We start from the raw sequence: 5,283 nt of genomic DNA, 5'->3' as shown, positions 1-5,283 counted from the left end.
TGCGAGTCTAGGATATATACTTGTGTGTTGGCAATTGCACGACCAATGGGGATTGACTCTATAGTTGCTTCAATCTGTCTAGGGATAGGATAACAACAACTAAAAGTCGTGCTTTCTGTCGGACCATATCCATTAATGATTTGCGTCAATGGCAGTGCTGCCAAAGCTTTTTGAACGTGAACAACTGAAAGTGCTTCCCCACCAATTAGTAACTGTTTAATTCCTGACAAAGCTTGCTCGTCATCATCAATTATTGAGTTAAACAAAGCAGCTGTCAGCCATAAAACAGTAATGCCATGTTTTTTGATTTCATTGCCGAGATTTTGAGATGTGGGAATACTTCCTGGGAACAGGACACATTTTGCACCATGCAACAAAGCTCCCCAAATTTCAAAGGTGGAAGCATCAAAAGAAATTGGAGCTAGCTGAAGAAATCTCTGTGTTGCATCAAGCTCAACGTAATTGACGCCAAACAAAAGACGATTAACGCTACGGTGAACAACTTCAACTCCTTTGGGCTGACCTGTAGAACCAGAAGTGTACATTACATATGCCAAGTTATTAGCTTGAACAAATGCGATCGCATTGTCCTGAGTGAATTTCTCAATCAAGTGAGCGTCTGTATCCAAACAAACATGCTGTGCAGTATGTTCAGGCAGTCTGTCCAGGAGTGAGTGTTGGGTCAGCAAAACTCTAACTTGAGCATCTTCTAACATGAAGCTCAAACGAGCTTGGGGATACTCTGGGTCAAGTGGCACATAAGCTCCACCCGCTTTGAGAATTCCCAACATTCCTACTATCATCAACGGCGATCGCTCTATACACAATCCAACCAGAACATCTGCATCCACTCCCAAAGACTTCAGGTGATGCGCCAATTGGTTCGCACGACAGTTTAATTCGCTATAAGTCAGTTGTTGATTGTCAAAGACTACAGCAACTGCATCTGGGGTACGCGCTACCTGTTGTTCAAACAACTGATGGATACATTTATCTTGAGGATAGTCTGTCTGAGTCGAGTTCCACTCTACTAACAATTGCTGACGCTCAACTTCTCTAAGCAGGGGTAATTCTCCAATTCGCGCTTGGGGATTTGCCACAATTGCTTCTAGCAGTGTCACAAAATGATCCAACATGCGAGTAATGGTCGCATCATCAAATCGGCTTGCATCGTAACTAATCTTCACCAACAATTGCTTACCAGGCGCAGCTACAACTGTCAGAGGATAATTTGTGCGTTCAATGGCTCTCAGATTCGATAGGGAAAAACTGTCATTACCTTGTGTTATGGCAGCATCCACTGGATGATTCTCGAATACGACAATGCTCTCGAACAAAGGCGTTCCCCTGGGTACATCACTACAGCCCTGAATCTCTACAAGTGAGCTATATGAAAATTGCTCAGACTCAATTTGTTGCATCTGTAAATCTTTCAACAAACCCAGCACTTTAGTCTCTGCTGAAACTTGTACTCGCACTGGTAATGTGTTGATAAATAATCCCACCATTGATTCTATGCCGACAAGAGATGGCGGACGACCAGATACCGTAGCACCAAAAACTACATCTGTTTCTTGGCTATAGCGAGACAGCAATAATGCCCAACTTGCCTGCACCAGATTATTGAGCATCAATTCATGATGTCGTACAAAAGACTGAAGTGCGGCTGTTGCTGACACCGTTAACTGAATTTGTTGTTCACCATAGCTGACGTTGCCATTTTTCCGGTTTGGTAGGAGTTTATCCACCATCAAAGGAGTGGGAACGGTAAAATCTTGAAGTTTTTGTCTCCAGAATTCTTCAGCTAGCTTTTGATCTTGTTGCTGTAGCCAAGCAATATAGTTGCGATAGCTGAAAGTTGGTTGATAGTGTAAAGTTTTCCCCTGAGAAATTTCTTGATAAAAGTTCCAGAGGTCTTTTAAAACCAAAGGTATCGACCAACCGTCGAGCAATAAATGATGAAAACTCCAAACAAATTGATAACTATTCCTGTCCAATTGGATGAGATATAGACGCATCAATGGAGCTTGAGATAGTTGCAGAGCATTTTGCCGTTCCGAATCTAGAAAAACCTCTAATTGCTGTTGTTGCTCTTGTGCAGATAACTTTTGCCAATCATAGGTTTCGACAGTAACGTTTACATGCCGATACACTACTTGCACAGATTGGCTTAAAGACTCCCAAATGAAAGCAGTTCGGAAGATGGAATGTCGAGCTACCACTTGCTGCCAAGCTTGCTCGAAGGTTGGCACATTTAAATATCCCCTCAAAGTGCAAATGATCTGCTCAAAATATACGCCTGAGTCGGGAGCATATAAACTTTCAAACAGCATCCCCTGCTGCATGGGAGATAAAGGATAAATATCTTCAATATTTTGCTTATTAGTTTTGCTAAATTCTGATTTCATAGATTTGCTAATATTTGATCTAGTTCTAATTGGTTAAGTTTTAATAAGGGGAAATCTGTGGGAGTATAACCCTCATTTTCAGGAGTTGAACAATGAGCAATGAGTTTCTGTAAGGTTTGAATAAATTCTTGGGCAATATTCTCAATAGTTTCGTGCTGATGGATATTGGTGCTGTATATCCAATCTATGTGCAGTCGTTCGTTTGTAATAATAGCGCTAATATCTAGCAGATAAGCGCGTTTATTATGCAAGCTGTGGCTTTGTCCACTAGACTCACTAGCCAATTGCATCATAGAAGATTGATTCAGAACTTGAGTAAATTGACCCAAATAATTGAAGCTAATCTCCCCTTGTTTTAATGTCTGTAGTTGGGTGGCAATTTCTGGCTCCTGATTCAGGTAGCGCAGTAAGCCGTAGCCAATCCCTTTGTTAGGAATTGTGCGTAATTGTTCTTTGACAGATTTCAAATGATTGCCGATATTATCTTGATCTATTGCTTCAACTTTTAAAATCACTGGGAAAATGGTCGTAAACCAACCGACGGTGTGTGATAAATCTACACCATCGATAATATCTTCCCGTCCATGACCTTCTAAGTTAAACAACACTGATTCAGAGTTAGTCCATCTGCTCAAAACCAGTACTAAGGCAGTCAACAAGACATCGTTAATCTCAGTTTTATAAGCTTTCGGGACATCTTTTAACAGTGCTTGGGTTTGGGTTTCATTTAACGACACTGATACTGTGCTAACAGATGCTACTGTGTTCGCTCCTCCTGTATAGTCTATGGGGATGGGGGAAACTGAAGCACTAGATGCACTTAACCAGTAAGCTAATTCGGATTTTAAGACATCTGATTGAGCATATTCTATTAAATGTTGCGCCCAATCTTTGAAAGAGGTAGTTTTGGCAGGAAGTTGAATGGCTTTGCTTTGGCTGAGTTGCTGGTAAGCTGTTTGCAAATCTTCTAACAAAATCCGCCAAGAAACACCATCAACTACCAAGTGATGAATGATGATGAGTAATCGCGCTCTTTTGTCAATACCTAGTCCGAAAAAGGCTACTTGCACCAGATTCTCTGACAGATTCAAACTCGTCTGTAGAGAAATGGCTGTGGCTGCGATCGCTTCTTGTTGCTTACTATCTGAGAGTGTCGATAAGTCTACAAAAGAAAAAGCAACACTATCAGTCGGAGCAGAGTAAGTTTGCTGCCAACTTGATTGTGAGTGTGTAAAGCGTAAGCGTAGAGCATCATGATGTCTAAGCAATTCCTGCCATACTTGCTCTAAGAGTTCTGGCTTAAGGTTAGATGGTACTGAGAGCAGAAATGATTGATTAAAATGGTGCGGTTGTGATAATTTCTGCTCAAAAAACCACTGTTGAATTGGTGTTAAGGGCAATGTACCTGTGACTAATCCTTGTTCTATCTCAAGCGCTTTAGTTGTGCCTGCAACTGCGGCTAATTGGGCGATTGTTTTATGTGCAACTAATTGCTTGAGAGTCAGTTGCAGTCCAGCTTGCATTGCTCTGTTGATAATTTGAATGCTCAGAATTGAATCGCCACCAAGTTCAAAGAAGCTATCGTGAATCCCGACTTGCTCTACTCTGAGAACTTGAGACCAAATGGTTGCAAGTATTTCTTCAATCCGATTGCGTGGAGCTACAAAACTGACTTCTAGTCCCTCGCGTGATTCTGGTGCTGGCAATGCGCGGCGGTTTACCTTGCCGTTGGGAGTAAGTGGTAGGGTTTCCAGCATGACAAAAGTCTGTGGTACCATGTACTGTGGCAGTTGATTGGAAAGGAACTGACACAACTGGCTGACTGTGGGTAGATGCTGTTGATGTGTTACCACATAGGCGACTAGGCGTTTACTTCGATTTGGCTCAGTACAAGTATCACCTGGGGTATCTTCGTGGGCGATGACACAACATGCCTGCACATCGCTATGTTGGCTCAGTACTGCTTCAATTTCTCCCAGCTCGATACGGAAGCCGCGTATTTTTATCTGATTGTCAATGCGTCCTAAGTATTCAATATTACCGTCAGGTAAATAACATGCTAAGTCCCCTGTTTTGTAGAGGCGTTCTGCTCCCCTGCTTCCACCGAAGGGGTTGGGGATAAATTTCTGTTGTGTTAACTCGCTTCGGTTAAGATAGCCGCGTGCCAACCCAGCACCACCGATGTGCAACTCTCCTGGTACACCAATCGGTACTGGTTGTAAATGCGAATCTAGGATGTAAATTTGTGTGTTGGCGATCGCTCTACCAATGGTTGGTGAGGAACTTGTCCCTTTTTCTATCAAGCTAAATGTAGAGTAAGTGGTATCTTCTGAGGGACCATAGAGATTGAATACACGCTCAACTTGACTGTGCTGATAGATTTGTTGTACAAGTTGATTTTGCAGAGGTTCACCAGCTAAATTAACAGTACATACCTGCTGTGGTAGACTATTTTCTCGAATTAACTGTGCGATCGCAGAAGGAACTGTATTAATCAGAGTAACTTGATTGGCAACAGTCATCGTGGATAAATGCAAAGCATTTTGAGCTAAAATGATTTTTCCTCCCAAGCTCAGAGTCACAAATAACTCAAAAACTGAGAGGTCAAAACAGATAGAAGTAGAAGCTAAGACACCAGCAAGCTCTAAGGGTGTAAAAACCTTTTGCGCCCAACTCACTAAAGCAACTGGACTGTGATGCTCTATGGCTACTGCCTTTGGTCTACCTGTAGAGCCAGAGGTATAAAGTACGTAAGCTAGATTTGATTGCTTTACCTCACAGGGATTGGGAATTTCACTGCCTTGGACAAACTCTTGATTGTCAGTATCTAAACAAACAAGGTGGGCAGTATGTAGAGGTAGCCTTTCGACCAATT

General features: G+C 42.2%; 2 protein-coding genes. Both read right to left on the bottom strand.

The genetic code is table 11. The features are described 5' to 3' along the window. On the bottom strand, positions 1-2,408 hold a 2,408-nt coding region (locus tag AC5JMK_RS12180), incomplete at its 3' end, for a non-ribosomal peptide synthetase (protein ID WP_495910188.1). Then, a partial coding sequence (locus AC5JMK_RS12175; protein ID WP_495910187.1) for an amino acid adenylation domain-containing protein occupies positions 2,405-5,283 on the bottom strand: 2,879 nt, incomplete at its 5' end. The genes AC5JMK_RS12180 and AC5JMK_RS12175, both read right to left, overlap by 4 nt.

This window comes from Pelatocladus sp., from assembly GCF_059505505.1.
Note: the sequence above shows the minus strand (reverse complement) of the source record. Positions and strands in the feature narration are given on the sequence as shown.